The sequence below is a fragment of the Chryseobacterium sp. KLBC 52 genome (assembly GCF_003347605.1).
Taxonomy (GTDB): Bacteria; Bacteroidota; Bacteroidia; order Flavobacteriales; family Weeksellaceae; genus Chryseobacterium.
Window position 1 is genome coordinate 123,266 of record NZ_QDFZ01000006.1, and the last position, 16,799, is coordinate 140,064.

The following is a 16,799-nucleotide window of genomic DNA, read 5'->3' on the forward strand; positions in this document are numbered from 1 at the left end:
TATTTATCATTTATAATTCATAAAAAAGGTCCGGAAAGAAAATCCGAACCTTTGAAAAAGAATAGTATGAAGTAAAATGTAAAAGCGTCATTAAAAATTGTATCGAACACCCAGCTGAGCCTGGAATCTTGATGCAAACTGGTCAATAGTATAAGGCAGTCCAGGTGTTTTGAAATTGTACGTAGGATCTCCCGCAGAAGGCTGCCCTGTCGCTACATTGCCTACCTTTGTTAATCCTACACTTGCTGTTGAGTTGAAAGTATTAGGTACAAAATATACTTTACCCCAATCTTTGTTCAACAGATTGGTAAAATTGATGATACTTAATGAAATCTGTATATTGTTCTTGGACTTTTTGCTAAGTCTTATTTCATCCATGATTCTGATATCCGCCTGAATATTCCAAGGCGTAACGTCCCCGTTTCTTTCTGTGAATTTGCCCCGTCTGGATTTCAGATAGTCATTACTGTTGACAAAATTTTCATAGTCTGCAATCTGCTGCTGAGCAGTTACCAATACATTTCCTGCAGCATCTTTGATAGGAACGATATATTTGGAAGCTTCTGCAGCATCTTTAAAGATATAGGCAAGTCCTGCGGCCTGTCCTGTATTGGCAATTGTACTGTTGACAAATCCCCAGGAAAAAGGATTTCCGGACTGAGCATTGAAATACACGTTGGTGGATAACCTGTTCATATCAGAAATATTAAAGGCATATCCAAGATTGGCTACCACTCTGTTTTTGATGGCGAAATTGGAGGTGGTCAGTTTCGGGTCATTAGGCGTAAGAGACTGGTTCATCTGCCAGTTACTTTCCATAGAGTTTCTTATACCATTGGTGATATCTTTAGCATCTCCGTAAGTATAGGCTACAAAGAAATTAAATCCGAAATCATATGACTTTGAAAGCTGTGCTGTCAGGTTATAACGATATCCTTCTTTGGTATTGGATAAAAGATAAGCGTTAGAAAAGTTACTGTTGATATTGGTGGTATAGATCGGCATTTCATGGTTCGTATCATAGCTGTAATACGTCACATTATCCGTCTTGTTTACCTGCTGGAATTTCAGATCATAAAGTACTTTGGTATAGATTCCTTCTAAGGTTAATTTATATCCTGCCAAAGTATAATCAAAAGCTAATGAACTTCTCCACACTCTTGGCATTTTAAAATTATTATCAATAAGGTCTACCTGTACTTTGGAAGAGTTCTGCCATTTTGGGAAATTGGCACTGTTCAATGGATCTCCGTTGGCAGCAAGCTGTGCTGGTGTCGGTGCATTATAATCATAACTTCCAAAACCTACTCCATCATTATAATAAGCATATCCTAACCACGCGAAAGGAATTCTTCCTACAAAAATCCCTGATCCTCCACGTAGTACCATAGATCTGTTTTCTGTAAGATCAATCGTAAATCCAAGTCTTGGAGAAAATGTAGGCTTATTCAGGTAGTTGTTGGTAAGCTGGCTCAATGGAGTATAATTGTAGGTATTTCCAGCGTTTGGATCCTGAGGAGAATTGTTTACCAGTGGGCTTAGTTGTGGTTTATTTGGTAAATCTGTATAATCTACTCTTACTCCCGGTGAAAGTCTCACTCTTCCCCAGTTGATTTCATCCTGAAGATACATGGAAAGCAGATTTACTTTATATTGCGCATAAGGATTATCAAAAAGGGTATCTCTGCTATCTCCGTTGAAAGGGTAAGTACCTCTTATCCTTGCAGGTGTACCATTATAAAAATCAGTTAAGTTTTTATAGGAAATTCTTCCGTTTAATGCATTTACAAAACCATAATTAATATTGTATAATTCGTTGTGAGTCCCCAGTAAGAAAGTATGATTTCCTTTTTTATAAGTAAGGTTATCCGTGATCTCAAAAGTTTTCTGCTTCATATTGAAAACAGTAGCCTCTCTGTCATTTCCCAGCAAGATTGTTCCTCCGTTGTAAGCAATTTCAACCTGTGGAAACATGGCATTACCGGAAGTAGGATCTCTGTAATCATGAATAGAAGAATATCCTACCACTAAATTGTTGCTCCACTTATCATTAAAACGGCTTTTCAGCTCAAGTGTAGTGGTAGACGCTGTATTTTTCTGAATGAAATCCATACTGGAAAATCTGAAATTGGCTCCATCTCTTTCCAGGTTGGAGGCCTGTGAAAATACCGTATTATTTTTAATGGATAAAGTATGTTTATCATTAATTTTCCAATCCAGTTTATTGAAAAGTTTAGAACTTTCAGAGAAGTTGTTGTACTGATTAAAGCTTCCTACATTGAATCCGTATTTATTTCGTACAAAATCTGAAATCTGCTGAGCAGTCTGTTCGTTCACCAGTGCTCCCGGATCGTTGGCATTATAGAAAACAGGATCTGTTCTTTTGGTATATTCAAGGTTGGTAAACAGAAACACCTTATCTCTAACTACCGGCAATCCGACTCTTCCTCCATAGATAAAGTCTTCAAAATCGCTCGGCATTTTAGAATTATCTCCTACTCTGTTTCTTCCTGTGATAGCTGCATTTCTTCCGTATACATACATTGAGCCTGTAACATCATTACTTCCACTTCGGGTTACTGCATTAATACTTCCTCCAAGAAAATTCCCCAATTTCACATCGTAAGGTGCAATATACACCTGCACATCCTGAATAGCATCCAGACTTATTGAATTGGAACGTGTACTGCTTCCCGGCATTCCCGAAGTACCCGTTTGTCCGCCCAGTGACGGGCTGAAACCAATAGCATCGTTATTGATAGAACCGTCAATTGTTACGTTATTATAACGAAAATTGGTACCATTGAAAGAGTTGTTGGCACTCTGAGGAACCAATTTGGTAACATCCTGAATTCCACGGTTGATATTCGGAAGACCGGAAATTTGTGCCTGGCTGATTCCCACTCCATATTTTGCGGTCGTCTTTTTAGATGTAATTTTTACCTCATCAATTGTTTTTTCTTTGTTTCCTACTTCTACTACTGGTAAGTCGTTATTTCCTAAAGAAAGCTGCAGATTCGGGTTTTCATAGATAACCTGTGATCCGTCAGATATTTCAATTTTATAAGGTCCTCCCGGCTGAAGATTATCTAAACTGAACTGCCCTTTGCTGTTAATTTTCGTTTCAAAGGTACTGTTGGTAGGAATGTGTACTACCTTTACTGTGACTTCGGAAGAAATTCCCTTTAATCTTCCAAAAATTTTAGAGCTGGTTTCCTGTGAAAATGCAAATCCAAACGATAAGAGAGCAAAAGCACAGATAATTTTTTTCTTCATATTTTATTCGCTATAAACTTGGTGTAAAATTAGATCTCGTAAAAATGAAGTATGGTAACATAGAATTAACATTACGTAACAGAATGTTTAATATTTCCTTAAAAAAAACTTAATAGAGGCAGGTAGGAAATCTTAAAAAATTTTCTACACAAAAACTATAAAAGGCTCTGTTTTGCAAGTATTCCAAAAGGTTTTTAATTTCTTAAACCTTGTCATATGCAATCATTTTCTGTTGAAGTAGTTTCCGCAGAAATCATGAAATGCTCTGAGATTTTTGGTTTATATTTGTGTTTATTGTTTAATACCAAAACTACAGATATGAAATTCGGACAAGTAGAAGATCCTTCAAAAATAGATTTCACATTACCTAAAGACCATCCTAAAACGAAAGAAATACTGGCCCTCAATAAAAAAGGGCTGGAAAACATTTCTATCGGATGTGCCAAATGGAATAAAACAGACCTTAAGGGATTCTATCCTAAAGGAACTAAAGATGAACTGACTTATTACGCTACTCAGTTTAATTCTATTGAACTGAATGCTACTTTCTATGGAATGCCCACTCCAGATCAGGTAAAAACCTGGAAAGAAAAAACTCCGGAAAATTTTAAATTCTTCCCAAAGATCACCAATACTGTTTCCCATTTCAGAAGGCTTATTGATGTGACTGATCCCGTAACTCATTTTGCTTCTGCTATTATCAATTTTGATGAGAAATTGGGAATGGCCTTCCTTCAGCTTCACGATAATTTTAAACCTAAAGATTATGACAGGCTGGAAAAATTCGTAAAAGAATGGCCTAAAGAAGTTCCGTTAGCCATCGAGCTCCGAAATACGGAATGGTTTACCGATGAGGAAATTCTTAATACAACCTGTGATCTTTTTGAAGCCCATAATATCACCAATATCATAGTAGATACTGCCGGAAGAAGAGATATGCTTCATATGCGTCTTACTACTCCTAATGCATTTATCCGTTATGTAGGAGCCAACGCAGAAAGTGACTACGAAAGACTGGATGATTGGTTGAAACACCTTACCCAATGGAAGAAAGAAGGTCTTCAGAATCTTTACTTCTTCGTACACCAGAATATTGAAAAAGCCTCTCCTTTACTATCTGCTTATTTTATCAGGAAGATGAATGAAGAATGGAAAACAGATATTCATATTCCGCAAATGGCCACAGAAAATACAGGAACACTCTTTTAGTATAAAGGAATACTGAGATAAAATTAAACAAGCTCATTTCAGCAGATCTCTTATCCCCTGATGAATGCCTTTCTGTAAAGAAAAAATTCGTATCTTAGAGTATAATGTATTTCACTCAACATTATGCTTTAAAACATAAATCATGGAAAAGGAAATTTGTACAATCAGCATTGCTACCAACTGGCGTGGTGATGACTATATTTTTTATGAAAATCGTACCATAAAAAGAGTATATGATAACCACAGTTTGAATTCCAATAAGAGCGAATGGCTTGAACCCAAAGAAATAAGCAAACAAAATAAGGATAAACTTATTAAAGCCTGTCCTGAAGAATTTAAGGAACAGATTATGCAGATTCTGGATTATCCTTAACAGAAACTAAAAAGGTAATGAGTTTCCAATACTCATTACCTTTTTTATTTATTCCTTCTAAGCAGCAATACAAGATTGAGAAACAGAAGCAGAAAGTCCAGCGTAATCCAGATTCCCAGTTTAGTATTCTCATAATTATAAGCGTCTACCTGCTTTTTGGCCGCATCAGACAGCTTCATACTTTGATTGATGTAGTTCTGTACTTCTACAATCTGATCGATATTTTTATTAGGTACAGAATGTTGAGAAAAATAGACCAGGTTTTTCTTTCCAAGATAGCCTGCAATCCAGTATTCATCAGACTTATCCATTTTCAGGTATTCTATTCTGTAATATTCCGGACGTATTTTGCCGATATGTTTAGGCTCAAGGGTAGTATTCTGATCTGTTTTATCTACTTTGATTAAGTAAAAATCCAATGCCTGCGGAAGTTTATTAATCACCTGAAGTCCCACAGAATTATCCACAAATGCCACAGCACTTTTCTTGATAAACCAGTACGTAAAAACGGAAATTGAAAAAACAACTGTTACAATACGAAACAGCTTTGCCCACTTGGCCATACTTCCTGATTTAACCTTAAACAGGACCAACGAAAGGACACAAGCCAGAAATATGATAAAAATAATGAGTGTCATATTTTACAAAGATACTTCTTATCTCTATTTTATCCATGTTCGAGGCCAATTTTTAATTTTAACCAGCCTTAAAAAATGGTTTTCTATATTTATTTCCCTTTGAACTGATCGGGTAAAAAATATCCTAACAAATAATGTTATATACAATATTCGTTAGGATAGTTAATTTTTGACAAGCAGTATCAGATTTAATTCATTCCAATTGTTGGCTCTAATCTACATTCCATTCTTTATAAAACTGGTCGAGGAAATTCAGCATATAATTATGTCTTTCTTCGGCCATTTTTTTTCCTTTTTCAGTATTCATCATATCTTTCAGAAGCAGTAACTTTTCATAGAAATGATTGATCGTTGTCCCATTAGATTTTTTATACTCTTCTTTTGACATTCCCAGTTTGGGTTGTATATCCGGATGATGCATCAGATTATTTTTAAAACCTCCAAAATTGAATGTTCTGGCAATTCCTATAGCTCCTATGGCATCAATACGGTCCGCATCCTGAACAATCTGAAGTTCAATAGGTGGATTCTGCGGTGCCTGATCTCTGTTTTTGAACGAAATATTTTCGATTACAAATAAAACCTTCTGAATGATTTCTTCGGAAACATTCTGTTCTTCAAGAAATGTTCTGGATATTTTAGGAGCAATGGTTTCATCTCCGTTATGAAATTTAGGATCTGCAATGTCATGAAGAAGTGCAGACAATTCTACTACCTCTTTGTCACAATCTTCTGTTTCGGCTATCTGAGCGGCCAGTTTCCAGACTCTTTCAATATGGAACCAGTCATGCCCGGCTTCTGCTCCTTCTAATTTTTCTTTTACAAATGCTACTGTGTTGTCAATCGTACTTTTCATTTATCTATCAGTTCATTTAAAATAATATCCCATAGTTTGCTGTTGTAACTTCTAAAAAAATTGATATGCCCGATTTCATTTTTATCTGATTCTGAAGCAGCGACCAACCTGTAAGTCGGTTTAAGATTTGAATAGGTATTATTTAATAAGCTCAATACTCCTTTTTCTGTAAGCCATATATCATCTTCAGCCCGGATTACAAATACTTTCTGTGTCAAATTTTTAGAAAAGTCGTCAATTTTTTCCAACAGCCTGTTGGTTGATTTCTTGTTTAAAATTAAGGTTCTCCAGTCATATGCGCAATTTTTTGGAAGACTTTCTCCCAATCCAAACCAATGGGCAGGGAAATATCCTAGCAATGAGGTTGTTAATGGCTGAGCGATTCCAAAGCCTAAATACGCTTCAACTTTTGTTCTTCCTTTAAGGTTTCCTACAAAGGCATTTTGTGTTCCTACAAAAACAAATTCTTCAAAGATATTGGAATCTTCATTCATTCCGAGAATGAGTGCACCTACAGAATGCCCCAAACAGTACTTTTTATGGTCTTTAAATTCTGATTTGATATATTGAGTTATCGCTTTATAATCTTTCGAACCCCAAAGCCTCATAGAGCCCTGAAATCCTCTCATATTTTTCGGTTTGGAGAGTCCTATTCCTCTGTAATCATAGGTAATAACTGTAAATCCCTGTTCACAAAAGTAGCTGGCAAAAGAAAAGTATACCTGCTGCTTTACCCCTGTTGCTGAATTGATCAGTAATAGTTTTCCATTATCTCTTTCCGGCGTAAATAAATGGGCAACGAGAGTGATATGGTCTTCGGTGGTGAATATTAGTTTTTCCATACTATAAAAAAGAAAAAATCCACTATAAAAGTGGACATTTTACTTATATGTTTATGTTAAGTTTTAAACTTTTGATATGTTGCAAATAGCTTTAAGAAAAGAAATCCGAAATTCTCGGCAGTCCTGTCTGAGATCCTTTACCTCCGGAAACTCTTGATGAAACTTCATTTCCGAATTTCACACATTCTTCAATAGAATTCCCATGGCATAATGCAATGGCAAACCCTGATGTAAAGGCATCACCCATCCCCATTTTATATACTTTTTCGTCCTTATCGTTTCGGTAATATTTCATTTCTGTTCCATCAAAATAAATGGTAGAATTGGTATCATCTCGTACAAATACTTTATTGAAATATTTTTTAAGAACTTCTTCCCTTTTCTCTTCTCCAAAAATAACGTACAGTTCATTACTTTTAGCCACAATAAAATCAACCATTTCCAAAATCTCTTCGTTGACTCTCATTGCAGGAGACGCGTATAATCCTACTTTCTTTCCGTATTTCTTAGCTTTCCTAACGGTATGTTCCACAACATCCATAGAAACTTCAAGCTGTACCAGCACAAGATCGGTGGTATTGAAATATTTCTCTGCTTCGTCTATATGCGATTTGCTAAGGTATTTATTGGCAGCGGGTACTACCACAATCGCAGCATTTCCATGAGAAGTTGTTACATAAGCAGTTCCTGTAGCTTCTTTATCTGTTTCATGAACAAATCCTACATTTACATTTTCGCTTACCAGATTCCTCATGATCTGTTGCCCAAGAGGATCCATCCCAACGCATCCGATAAAGTATACACTTGCTCCCAACCTGGCCGTACCTACTGACTGATTAGCCCCTTTACCTCCAAAGTAACTATCCGATTTGATAGCTAAGACGGTTTCATTAGGCAAAGGAAGTTTTTCGGTTTCAAGAACCAAATCTATCGATGAGCTGCCCACAACAATAATACGAGGTTGTTCTGATGAGAAATTCATTGTGTTTTGTATTAGCTTTAAAATTTATAACTGACAAAATTGTGTCTCAAAAATAACTAATTTAAAATTAACTTATCTCAATAAATTCAGTAATTATTTTCACGGGTTGTTGATCTTTATCATAAGCGATATAGCTGGCATAGAATCCTTCTCCATATCCGGTTTCAAAAGCAAATATAGTTCCGGGATGTTCTTTTGCCGGTTTAAGAAAGGCGTATTGGTCTATTGCTCCGTTTTCATCGAAGAAATAATCATGGAAAAATTCTTCATAGATTCCCATAAAGTCACCTCCTTTATTTTCGTATAATCTTTGTTCCAGCTCATTAAGGCTGTTTTGGGTATCAACATCCATCAGACATCCCATCCCACTTTCCACAGGATAGCCGAAAACCTCTCCTTCTTCAAGGTCTTTTATGTTCTGTCCCGCTGTGGTAGCCATTTTCCATTCTTTAATTTCAGAATGGTTGAATATAATTTCAGCATAGGCTACACAGTTGCTATCTCTTTCTTTGTGAAGCATTACTGAGAAATCTCCTTTCGGAAATTCTGTAGTAAAAGGAAGCATATCATTCGTAATCAAAGGATCACAGGCAACCAGTTTCCCGCTTGAAAGATAGATCTTTCCTACTTCAAAACTTTCCAGCAACGGACTTTCTACAAAGTCTTTCGAGAATAGTTTTTGTATGTTTTCTATATGTGTCATTGTATTTATTCTTTAAACCATCAGGCTGGATACAATTGTTCATGTGTATCCAGCCTGAGATTTTGACAAAATTTATTGTCTATATTTTATAAACTTTTCAGTTTCTCTTCAAGGATTGCAATCTTATCCTGAGCGTCTTTTTGCTTCTTACGTTCACCTTCTACAACTTCCGGCTTAGCATTGGCAACAAACTTCTCATTGGAAAGCTTCTTTTCTACTGAAACTAAGAATCCTTTTAAATATTTTACTTCTTCTTCAGTTTTAGCTTTTTCTTCTCCTAAATCTAAGTTTTCACTTAGCGGGATAGAAACTTCAGTAGCTCCTACCAGGAAGGTAAAGCTTGGTTTATCTGTTTTCTGTCCAAAATGAATTTCAGAAATATTAGCCAGTTTTCTTACTACAGCTTCATTGGCAAATTCAGCAGCATTGGTATATACCTCAGCGGCTTCTCTTGGTGAAATTCCTTTGGTCTGACGGTAGTTTCTAACTCCTGAAATCAGCTCTGCTGCCGTTTCAAAGTTTTTAATAATTGCCTCGTCAAATGCTCCTGCTTCTTTTTGCTGAGCTATTACTAAAGCCTCATCAATACTTCTTTCTGAGATTGTCTGCCATAGTTCTTCTGTCAGGAAAGGCATGAACGGATGAAGTAACTTCATCAGCTCCTCAAAGAAGTAGATCGTTTTATTATAAACTTCTTTAGAAATTCCTTCTCCATAGTTAGGTTTAATCGCTTCAAGATACCAACCACAAAAATCATCCCAAATTAATTTATAGATCAAATGCAGTGCGTCAGAAATTCTGAATTTCTCGAATTGATCATTAATTTCAGCAATTGTTTTATTAAGCTTGTTTTCAAACCACTCAATTGCCTGGTTATCGGTTGCAATAGCTGGCTTATCTTCATGATTCCACATATTGATCAGACGGAATGCATTCCAGATCTTCGTCATGAAGTTTCTTCCCTGAAGCATTAAATCTTCATCAAAAAGAAGGTCATTACCTGCAGCAGAACTCAATAGAATTCCTACACGTACTCCATCTGCTCCATATTTATCCATTAATTCAAGAGGGTCTGGAGAGTTTCCAAGAGATTTTGACATCTTTCTTCTCTGCTTATCTCTTACAATTCCTGTAAAATAAACATTCTTAAACGGAACTTCTTTTCTGTACTCCAATCCGGCCATAATCATTCTGGCAACCCAGAAGAAAATAATATCCGGACCTGTAACCAGATCAGAGGTTGGATAGTAATAGTTGATATCTTTATTTTCAGGATCAAGTAATCCGTCAAATACAGACATTGGCCATAACCATGATGAGAACCATGTATCCAATGCATCGTCGTCTTGTCTAAGGTTTTCTACAGTCAGATCTGAATTTCCTGTTCTTTGTTTTGCCAGCTCTAAAGCTTCATCTTTAGTTTCAGCTACTACAAAATCATTCTCTCCATCTCCATAGTAATACGCTGGAATCTGCTGTCCCCACCAAAGCTGACGGGAAATATTCCAGTCGCGGATGTTCTCCATCCAGTGCTTGTAGGTATTTTTAAATTTTTCAGGATAAAACTTAACCTCATCATCCATTACTACATCCAAAGCTGGCTTAGCAATTTCAGACATTTTAAGGAACCATTGTACTGAAACTTTAGGTTCAATAACAGCGCCTGTTCTCTCGGAAGTTCCTACTTTATTTACGTAATCTTCTGCTTTCAACAAAAGATCTTTTTCTTCAAGTTCTTTAGCAATCTGCTTTCTTACGTCAAATCTGTTTTTCCCTGCGTAATGTAAACCATGCTCATTAAGATTTCCGTCATCATCCAAAGCATCAATCATCTTTAACTGATGTTTTTGTCCGATTTCGTAGTCATTGATATCGTGAGCAGGAGTAATTTTCAAAGCTCCGGTTCCGAATTCAATATCCACATACTCATCTTCAATGATCGGGATTACTCTGTCAACGATCGGTACAATTACATTTTTACCTTTCAGGTGCGCATATCTTTCGTCATTCGGATTGATACATACCGCTGTATCCCCAAAAATAGTTTCGGGACGTGTAGTAGCTACTGAAAGGAATTCTTCTGAACCTTCAATCTTATATTTAAGGAAATATAATTTTCCGTTTTGCTCTTTAAAGATTACCTCTTCGTCAGAGATATTGGTTTTCGCTTCCGGATCCCAGTTCACCATTCTATAGCCTCTGTAGATGAGTCCTTTATTATAAAGGTCTACAAAACTTTTGATAACCTGCTGAGAAAGTTTATCTTCCATGGTGAAACGGGTTCTGTCCCAATCACATGAACATCCCAGCTTTTTCAGCTGTTCCAGGATAGTTCCTCCATATTTATTGGTCCAATCCCATGCGTGGGTTAAAAACTCCTCACGGGTAATATCTGACTTGTTGACTCCTTCAGACTTCAGTTTAGCAACAACTTTAGCTTCAGTAGCAATTGAAGCGTGATCTGTTCCCGGAATCCAACAAGCATTAAATCCGCGCATTCTTGCACGACGGACCAGAACATCTTGAAGGGTATTGTTCAACATATGCCCCATGTGTAGTATCCCCGTCACGTTAGGCGGAGGAATGACTATCGTATATGGCGGTTTGTCATTAGGTTCTGAGTGGAAAAATTTGTTTTCCAACCAGTAACTGTACCATTTTTGTTCTGTTTCCTGTGGATTGTACTTTTCTGAAATCTGCATAAATTCTATTTCTTTGGCTTGCAATTTGCAAAAATAGTCTAAAGAAAAAAATTTTTAAGCATGAATTAAAATAATTTTTAACTTTGTTTCACAAAATTTATCTAACAAACGTATTAACATTCAAGAATATGAAAAAATTAATTGCAGGAATTGCACTATTCGGGACATTTGCTCTGGCATCTGCACAAACAATTACATTTGATAAAACTACTTTCGATTATGGTACTATTAAGCCTAGCGCTGATGGTACAAGATTTTTTACAGTAACGAATTCTGGTGATAAGCCTTTGATTCTTTCAAATGTAAAACCTTCTTGCGGATGTACGACTCCTGAATTCAGCCAAGATCCTATCATGCCTGGAAAGTCTGCTAAGATCAAAGTTGGATACAATACAGCGATCCCTGGACCTTTCAACAAAATGATTGAGGTTTTCTCTAACGATCCTGCAAACAGCAGAAGCGTAATCTACATCAAAGGTAACGTAGATGCTAACGCTCCTGAGCCAAAAGTATTGACTCCTGCTGAACAGAAAGAAGCTGCTAAAGCTGAGAAAAAAGCGGCAAAACTTGCAAAAAAGGCTGCTGCGAAGTAATCTCTACTCAAAAAAATAAAAGAACCGTCTCCAATGAGGCGGTTTTTTTATTACATTTATGTTTGATTAGGTGGCAGATGATAGGTAATAGGTGGCAGTAAATGTATTGACGTTTATCGAATATATTATTTAGGTTTTGGCTGAAGCCTTCGGATTTATTTATCTTTAAAATGGCTGGGCTAAAGCCCACCCCTATTGAATTTTAATAACATCTTCACTTTTATCTTTTTACTTTTATCTTTAAATAAAAAAAATATGGACACCGATTTCTCAGATAACTTTAAGGTAAGTGGAAAATTTTCAATAAAAAAAACTTCAACTGCTTATAAAGGCAAGCTCACGAAAGAAGAAGGAGAGCAAATGCTGATTCAGGAGAAAGAAAAACTTCGTGAGTTGCAGGAAAAATTATATGCGGACGGAAGCCAGTCTTTGCTGGTTGTATTGCAGGCTATGGATGCAGCAGGAAAAGACAGCATGATAGAGCATGTTTTCGGAGGTGTGAATCCTCAGGGCTGCAATGTAACCAGTTTTAAAACCCCAAGTTCCAAAGAATATTCTCATGATTTTTTATGGAGGCATTATCTTGCCTTACCACAGAAAGGTATGATTGGAATTTTCAACCGTTCTCATTATGAAAGTGTTCTGGTTTGCAAAGTACATCCTGAATATAATTTAAGCGAAAAAACATGGTCTTCCGTCAAAGATTTTGATGCTAAATTCTGGGAAAACAGGTATGAAAGTATTCGTAATTTCGAAAAACATCTTTCCCAAAACGGAACCACTGTTGTGAAGATTTTTTTACATGTCTCTAAGGATGAGCAGAAAAAAAGACTACTGGACAGAATTGATGAACAGGAAAAAAACTGGAAATTCTCAGCGGGAGATCTCCCGGAAAGAGCGTTATTCGATCAATATATGGAGGCGTATGAAACTGCTATCAATGAAACCTCAAAAGATTACGCACCATGGTATGTGCTTCCTGCAGACAGTAAGTGGTTTGCAAGAGTAGCAGCTATTCAGATCATTATTGATACTCTGGAGAAAATGAATCTCAAATATCCTACTCTTTCCGACAAGGACAGACAGGAATTACAGGAATCTAAAAAACAGTTGGAAAGTGAATAAATAAAGTTGGAAGGTAAAGGTTTGAAGATGGAGATGTAAAAACTTCCCTCTTCAAGCCTTTAACTTCCAGCATTAAAAAATCACGAGAAAATCTATAAGCCGGATTTTGTACTTCCGAAGAAGCGCCTGTTATTTATCTACGTATTACATTGCTGCAATACTTGAGCTGATTACCCCTCGGCTTTCAGGACGAGCCGCCCCTATTTTCATTACTGAAAAGAACCGATATACTTATCATTGCACCGCAAAGAGTTTACCTGGTTTCACTACAGCCGAACTGTACCTGCTTTCTGTTGCACTTGTCCTACCCTCACGGGTGACGGATGTTATCCGCTTTGCTGCTCTGTGGTGTCCGGACTTTCCTACCCTTGCCGAAACAAGAATCAACAAGCCGATTTTCTCGCGGTGGCAAAGGTACACAAATTTTGTGGTAAAAAGGTAAAACACCCCAATAGCTAATGAGTACATTTAACCGTTACTCATCTTACAATGTACAGAAGACATATTTAATGTTTTGTAATTTTTAATTATAATTTTCACCAATTACCACTTTATTATTATCTTCGTGTCATTATATATCTATGGATTCCAGAGAAAAAGAATTTGCGCAGCTTATCAAAGATAATCAGGGATTGATTATTAAAGTATCGCGCTTGTACACCAATTCTCTGGAAGATGAAGAGGATCTTTTCCAGGAAATCGTGTTACAGCTCTGGAGAAGTTATGATTCTTTCAAAGGAAACTCCAAAATTTCCACATGGATGTACCGTGTAGCGCTCAATACAGCCATTACCCTCTTTAGAAAAAAAAGCAAAAGCCTTCCTACGAATGAGCTGGACATCAACCAAAAGGATTTTGTGGAAGATGACGATGAAAAACAGCAGCAGGTATCACTTTTGTATACGGTAATCAAGACTCTTCCTAATGTAGAAAGAGCCATAGTCATGATGTATCTTGACGATCTGCCTTACAAAGACATCGCAGAAAACCTCGGAATCACTGAAGTTAATGCACGTGTAAAAATGAACAGATTAAAGAAAACCCTTAAAGAACAGATGGAAAAATATGCCTGAATTTGATTTAGATAGCTTTAAGAAAACATGGCAGGAACAGCCTGTTCAGCCAAAATATGACAACAAGGAGATTCTTCAGATGTTGAATAGAAAATCGCGTAACTATGTGAAGTATATTTTCTGGATCAGCGTTATTGAGTTCCTTTTCTTTTCTGTATTTGGGTTGTTCTACTTTTTTCAGGAGGAAGAGTCGGAAAGTTTTCGTAAAATGCTGACAAGATTAGGGGCACAGGAAGCTCCTGAAATAGAAAACAACTTCGGTCATGTCTATCTGGCGATCAAAATTTTAAGTTTACTGATTACAGCTTATTTTGTCTTGAAATTTTATCAGAATTACCGGAAAATAAAGATTGAGGAAAATCTGAAAGGGCTTATCACACGGATCATCAAATTCAAAAGAACGGTGAATGCCTTTATTCTGATCAGCATTGTATTGCTTTTGCTTTTCACTTTTGTCCTGATCGCTTTTATATTATATATATTAGATTCTCAGAATATACAGCCCAGCAGTTCGAGTCTCACTATTATTATTGTTGGAATTACCGTAAGCACGCTGCTTGCAATCTCTATGATCTGGTTTTATTACAGGCTGGTATATGGTACTATTATCAGAAAGCTTGATAAAAACCTGAAGCAGCTTAAAGAAATAGATTCTCACGAAAATTAATATACATAGGCATAATTCGGGATATAATTGTTAATTTTATTCCACCAAATCTTAAACTATGCCCTTATCTTATGTGTATGGAACTTCTGAGGTTCCATTATTAGGCCAGACCATCGGAGCCAATCTTAAAAGTACTGTCGAAAAATATCCCCATCAGGAAGCATTAGTCTGCGTTCATCAGGATTACAGAGCTACTTATCAGGAATTTTACAATCAAACAACAGCTGTTGCAAAAGCTTTATTATTTTTAGGAGCAAAAGCAGGCGACAGAATCGGAATCTGGTCTTCCAACCGCTATGAATGGGTACTTTTGCAGTATGCCACTGCAAGGATAGGAACTATTTTAGTGAATATCAATCCGGCCTATAGAACTCACGAACTGACCTATGTACTCAATCAGTCGGAAGTTCGCTTTATTTTTTCCTCTTTAAGTTTTAAAACCAGTAATTATAAAGAAATGGTTGAATATGCAAAAGAAGTATGTCCAACCCTTGATCATGAAATATTCTTTGATGAAAACTGGGAAGAGTTTGTGAATAACGGACAGGAAATTTCAGATGAAGTGCTTCACAGTTTTGAAGAGCATGTACAGTTTGACGATCCGGTTAATATTCAATATACTTCCGGAACCACCGGCTTTCCGAAAGGAGTTACCCTTTCCCATCATAATATTCTCAATAATGGTTATTTTATTGGTATCAGATTAAAATATACTGAGAAAGACCGCGTCTGCATTCCTGTACCCTTTTACCACTGCTTTGGGATGGTCATCGGAAATATGTGCTGCACAGCTCACGGAGCCTGTATGGTAATTCCGAATGACAGTTTTGATCCGGAGATTACTTTAAAAGCTGTTTCAGATGAAAAATGTACTTCTTTATATGGAGTACCTACTATGTTTATTGCTGAACTGGCCGTAAAAGATTTTGACACCTATGATTTTTCAAGCTTAAGAACCGGTGTTATGGCGGGCTCTGTATGTCCTCCCGAAATCATGAAGAAAGTAGAAAGCCTGATGAATATTAAAGAAATGAGTATCTGCTATGGAATGACAGAAACTTCACCTGTATCTACTCAGACCTTAATAGGAACACCGCTGGAAAAGCAGGTCAGCACAGTAGGAACTGTTCAGGATCATCTTGAGATAAAAATCATTGATGAAAGTGGCAGAATTTTAAAACGTGGGGAGCATGGCGAACTTTGCACCAGAGGATATTCCGTTATGCTGAAATACTGGAATGATCCTGAAAATACCAGGAAAGTACTGGATGATGCCCGCTGGATGCATACCGGAGATATGGCCGTGATGGATAAAGACGGCTATATTACCATTTCTGGAAGGATAAAAGACCTCATCATTCGTGGCGGAGAAAATATTTCCCCTAAGGAAATTGAAGATTTTTTATATACATATACCAACATCCTTGATGTTCAGATCATTGGTGTTCCCAGCGAAAAATTCGGGGAAGAAGTAATGGCATGGGTAAAAGTGAGAAAAGGATTTACCATCACTGCTGAAGAGCTGCAGGAATACTGTAAAGGAAGAATTGCCCATTATAAAGTTCCGAAATACTGGAAATTTGTAGATGAATTTCCAATGACCATTTCAGGAAAAATAAGAAAGGTTGAAATGCGGGAAATTTCTATGAAGGAGCTGGGGCTGGAAAATGTAAAACTGAGCTAATAACTTACAAAAAGTAAAATGATAAATAGCTATCCCATTTTTACTTATGATAAAACAAAAAGCATTTCAAATTGAA

The 16,799-nt window shown here is 36.6% G+C and carries 14 protein-coding genes and 1 other RNA gene; 7 read left to right on the forward strand and 8 right to left on the reverse strand.

The genetic code is table 11. The features are described from left to right. Positions 1-90: 90 nt before the first annotated feature. Positions 91-3,276: a TonB-dependent receptor gene (locus tag DDF69_RS08130; RefSeq protein ID WP_114820347.1), complete on the reverse strand. Its 3,186-nt coding sequence runs from the start codon at positions 3,274-3,276 to the stop codon at positions 91-93. 318 nt (positions 3,277-3,594) lie between these two features. Here DDF69_RS08130 and DDF69_RS08135 point away from each other — a divergent pair, with 318 nt between their 5' ends. Further along, positions 3,595-4,485 (forward strand): DUF72 domain-containing protein, encoded by an 891-nt coding sequence (locus tag DDF69_RS08135; protein WP_114820472.1) that lies wholly within the window; start codon positions 3,595-3,597, stop codon positions 4,483-4,485. A 142-nt stretch (positions 4,486-4,627) separates the two neighbouring features. Beyond that, positions 4,628-4,858, forward strand: coding sequence for a hypothetical protein (locus tag DDF69_RS08140; protein WP_114820348.1), 231 nt, complete (start codon positions 4,628-4,630; stop codon positions 4,856-4,858). A gap of 44 nt (positions 4,859-4,902) precedes the next feature. Here the strand turns inward: DDF69_RS08140 and DDF69_RS08145 are convergent, their stop codons facing one another. The 6 genes from DDF69_RS08145 to DDF69_RS08170 form a co-directional block, all read right to left on the reverse strand. Continuing rightward, the gene (locus DDF69_RS08145; RefSeq protein ID WP_114820349.1) at positions 4,903-5,496 is read right to left on the reverse strand and encodes a hypothetical protein; all 594 of its coding nucleotides are present in this window, start codon (positions 5,494-5,496) and stop codon (positions 4,903-4,905) included. A 211-nt stretch (positions 5,497-5,707) separates the two neighbouring features. After that, positions 5,708-6,352 carry an HD domain-containing protein gene (locus DDF69_RS08150; protein ID WP_114820350.1) on the reverse strand — a complete coding sequence of 215 codons (645 nt, stop codon included), beginning with the start codon at positions 6,350-6,352 and terminating at the stop codon, positions 5,708-5,710. After that, entirely contained in the window at positions 6,349-7,194 is an 846-nt protein-coding gene (locus DDF69_RS08155) for an alpha/beta fold hydrolase (RefSeq protein ID WP_114820351.1), read from the reverse strand. The genes DDF69_RS08150 and DDF69_RS08155 overlap by 4 nt, the downstream gene beginning before the upstream one ends. Positions 7,195-7,285: 91 nt before the next feature. Continuing rightward, positions 7,286-8,176 (reverse strand): ribokinase, encoded by an 891-nt coding sequence (locus DDF69_RS08160; RefSeq protein WP_114820352.1) that lies wholly within the window; start codon positions 8,174-8,176, stop codon positions 7,286-7,288. A 67-nt stretch (positions 8,177-8,243) separates the two neighbouring features. After that, positions 8,244-8,879, reverse strand: coding sequence for a DUF4241 domain-containing protein (locus tag DDF69_RS08165; RefSeq protein WP_114820353.1), 636 nt, complete (start codon positions 8,877-8,879; stop codon positions 8,244-8,246). Positions 8,880-8,965: 86 nt separating this feature from the next. Further along, the gene (locus tag DDF69_RS08170) at positions 8,966-11,581 is read right to left on the reverse strand and encodes a valine--tRNA ligase (RefSeq protein WP_114820354.1); all 2,616 of its coding nucleotides are present in this window, start codon (positions 11,579-11,581) and stop codon (positions 8,966-8,968) included. A 128-nt stretch (positions 11,582-11,709) separates the two neighbouring features. Between DDF69_RS08170 and DDF69_RS08175 the strand changes: the two genes are divergently transcribed. Both DDF69_RS08175 and DDF69_RS08180 read left to right on the forward strand, forming a co-directional pair. Further along, complete coding sequence (locus DDF69_RS08175) at positions 11,710-12,174, forward strand: DUF1573 domain-containing protein (RefSeq protein ID WP_034699021.1); 465 nt, start codon at positions 11,710-11,712, stop codon at positions 12,172-12,174. A gap of 255 nt (positions 12,175-12,429) precedes the next feature. Continuing rightward, entirely contained in the window at positions 12,430-13,299 is an 870-nt protein-coding gene (locus DDF69_RS08180) for a polyphosphate kinase 2 family protein (RefSeq protein WP_114820355.1), read from the forward strand. 79 nt (positions 13,300-13,378) lie between these two features. On the opposite strand, the gene rnpB is transcribed toward DDF69_RS08180, so the two are convergent. Continuing rightward, positions 13,379-13,702: RNase P RNA component class A (gene rnpB, locus DDF69_RS08185), an RNA gene on the reverse strand. A 178-nt stretch (positions 13,703-13,880) separates the two neighbouring features. Here rnpB and DDF69_RS08190 point away from each other — a divergent pair. Genes DDF69_RS08190 through DDF69_RS08200 form a run of 3 tightly spaced genes read left to right on the forward strand, consistent with a single transcriptional unit; the run spans position 13,881 to position 16,723 of the window. After that, the gene (locus DDF69_RS08190) at positions 13,881-14,372 is read left to right on the forward strand and encodes an RNA polymerase sigma factor (protein ID WP_114820356.1); all 492 of its coding nucleotides are present in this window, start codon (positions 13,881-13,883) and stop codon (positions 14,370-14,372) included. Then, positions 14,365-15,039 (forward strand): beta-carotene 15,15'-monooxygenase, encoded by a 675-nt coding sequence (locus DDF69_RS08195; RefSeq protein ID WP_114820357.1) that lies wholly within the window; start codon positions 14,365-14,367, stop codon positions 15,037-15,039. The genes DDF69_RS08190 and DDF69_RS08195 overlap by 8 nt, the downstream gene beginning before the upstream one ends. A 58-nt stretch (positions 15,040-15,097) precedes the next feature. After that, positions 15,098-16,723, forward strand: a complete 1,626-nt coding sequence (locus DDF69_RS08200) for an AMP-binding protein (RefSeq protein WP_114820358.1) — start codon at positions 15,098-15,100, stop codon at positions 16,721-16,723. Positions 16,724-16,799: the final 76 nt, after the last annotated feature.